2 protein-coding genes and 1 tRNA gene are annotated in these 2,922 nt (G+C 36.8%); all 3 read left to right on the plus strand.

All coding sequences use genetic code 11. From position 1 onward, the window contains the following. The coding region (alr, locus tag AC2JBO_RS44250) for an alanine racemase (RefSeq protein WP_496959966.1) at positions 1-739 on the plus strand (739 nt) is incomplete at its 5' end. Between the two features lie 216 nt (positions 740-955). After that, positions 956-1,037: transfer RNA gene (locus tag AC2JBO_RS44255), tRNA-Leu, on the plus strand. Positions 1,038-1,894: 857 nt separating this feature from the next. Beyond that, positions 1,895-2,922: response regulator (locus AC2JBO_RS44260; RefSeq protein WP_496959967.1), on the plus strand; the 1,028-nt coding region annotated here is incomplete at its 3' end.

Genomic DNA, 2,922 nt, shown 5'->3' on the forward strand with positions numbered 1-2,922 from the left:
TATTAAGCTCGATACAGGAATGTCGCGTTTAGGAACCAACTGGCAGCAAGCAGGAGAGTTTGTAAAGTTGGTAACTCGGTTGCCTCGTCTACAGATAGCAAGTATTTATTCGCATCTTGCAACTGCAGACAGTCCAGACCCAGAAATTATGAATCTTCAGCATCAACGGTTTGAGGAAGCAATTGCTCAAATCAAAGCAGAAGGGATAATACCAAGTTGTTTGCACCTCGCTAATAGTGCGGGTACTCTTAGCAACAAAGCTTTACATTATGATATGGTGCGTGTTGGGTTAGCAGTTTACGGACATTATCCTGCTGAACATTTACGTGACATTTCTCTCAAACCCGTTTTACAAGTCAAAGCGCGCGTTACTCAAGTCAAAACTATTGAAGCTGGTACGGGTGTAAGCTATGGCTACAAATATATAGCTCCGAATGACATTCGTCTTGCCGTTGTCGGTATTGGTTACGCTGATGGTATTCCTCGCAATTTATCAAATAAAATGCAGGTCATAATCCGAGGAAAGCGCGTACAGCAAATTGGCGCCATTACAATGGACCAAATTATGCTTGACGTTAGCAGCATTCCAGATATCCAAGAAAACGAAGTGGTAACGATATTAGGACAAGACCAAAACGAAATAATTACAGTTGATGATTGGGCAAACGAGTTAAATACTATATCTTGGGAAATTCTTTGCTCCTTCAAGCACCGTTTACCGCGCGTTGCCATTCAATAACGTAGGGTATGTGATGCCATAACAATAACGTAGGGTGTGTGATGCCATAACAATTATAAAACGAAGCTAATAATCTGGTGGCATCACGCACCAAAACTCCGTTAAGTACACAAATGTTAAATAGAGATATATTGGGCACATAAGACACTGAATTTTGATTTATTCCCAATTCTCTATTCCCAATTCCAAAACAATATGTTACTATATTTAACTAATGCGGATGTGGCGGAATTGGCAGACGCGCTAGATTTAGGTTCTAGTATCGTAAGGTGTGAAGGTTCAAGTCCTTTCATCCGCATAATTCAAAATAACTCTGAAACCTGGTAGTTTACACTGCCAGGTTTTATTTCGATTATCTCAATTGCCGCGCTAATTTTTTAGAAACAAAACTGCATCTGCTCACTTTTACAACGCAAGCAAAAAAATCACAAGTAGCAAATCGTATAAAAATAGAGAAAATATTGTCTAATAATACATTTATTAACCTGAAAACAATCACAACTAGTTGATTATAATTTGAAATAGAGACGTTTATTAAAATTGATACCAATAGCTTATCAAGCTTAAATTCTAATTCAAATAAAACAAGTACTTATTGATTTGAATTTGTATAAAATCACACTTAGTATTCAGTTCAACTAAACAGTATTGATATGTATGTAATTAAATTTGCTAAATGGAAAAATAACTGTAAGGATTTGTCAAAATTAATACACAATTGGTAATCATGTGTGATCTAATGATAAGTATATAAAGATATTTGCATTGTTGGACTACTACGTAGTATACTTAAGTGGTAATACTGAGAAAATAGTTTCATATATAGCTACTTACTACAGTATTATTGCGATGATGCCTAACTAAATTTTACGCAAAGGAGAGTGACTTCATTTAGTCTTTACAGATTTTTTAACAACTGTGCTGAAATGTTTGTTAATCTCAGTATTAGGTCAGTATCTAGACGACTTTAGCTTACAAGTTCTCTTGCAGCTTAATCGGCTGAATATACTACTGTTAGAGAGTTTTGCCAGTTTTCCCAAAAAGGATTTTTGTAGTTTAATATACAAAGAGTCCCAATACATTTATTTAAGTAGTGGGTGCAATAATACAAAATCTAGATTATACCTATCAAAGAAAGTTTAGGTAGTAGACAAAATGAGTACAACTCCTCTCGATAGTTATCGGGTATTTCAGAAGCTACACCCACTATCGTTACTAGCGCAGCTAACGAGTCGCCGTGCCACTGGTTGCTTAAAAGTCTTGACTGGTGCGATTTCTTGGTCGCTTTACCTTGAGGAGGGTAAACTTACCTATGCCTCATATTCAAATCAATTGTTCGACTGGCTCGATGGACACTTAGAACGTTTGTCCAAACAAATACCAACGCTTAATCGCTCGACTCGGATGCAGATGCGGTTATTATATGAACCGAAACACATTAATCAATCAATTGTACAAGCCGATTATCAGGCTATCTGCTGGCTGGTTAATCGTAATTACATGACAAAAGAGCAAGCAACGGTTTTAATTGAGGAATTAGCGCTCGAAGTTTTGGAATCTTTTTTGACTTTAAAAGAGGGTAGCTATGAATTTAGTCGCGAAACAGCTTTAGATGACCTACCCAAATTCTGTCGTCTTGATTTAAGAGTTTTAGTTGAACAGTGTCAAAGACAGTTACGGAGTCGATATACTTATACTTCTCCAGATACTTTAACACCTATTGAAGAGGCGCCAAAATACGAGAGGGAACAGCAAGTATCAAGCAGTATTCAAATTGAAACAAGTACAGAGATGAATACTATGGTTGATAGCAATCAGTATTCCCATCGCCAATTGCGGAAAAAAGTTTATACAGTTGCTTGTATAGATGACAGTCCAACTGTTTTAAGCTCTATTAAAAGGTTTTTGGATGAAAGCACTTTTTCGGTGGTGATGATTAATGACCCTGTTAAAGCGCTGATGCAAATTCTTCGCAGCAAACCGGATTTGATTTTATTGGATGTTGAGATGCCCAATTTGGATGGGTATGAATTATGTTCACTATTAAGAAGGCACTCATCGTTCAAAGACATACCGATTGTGATGGTTACAGGTCGAACTGGATTTATTGACCGAGCAAAAGCAAAAATGGTACGTTCTAGTGGTTATTTAACCAAGCCCTTTACTCAATCGGAATTATTAAA

This window comes from Calothrix sp. CBUCES-K 9914 (assembly GCF_059640475.1).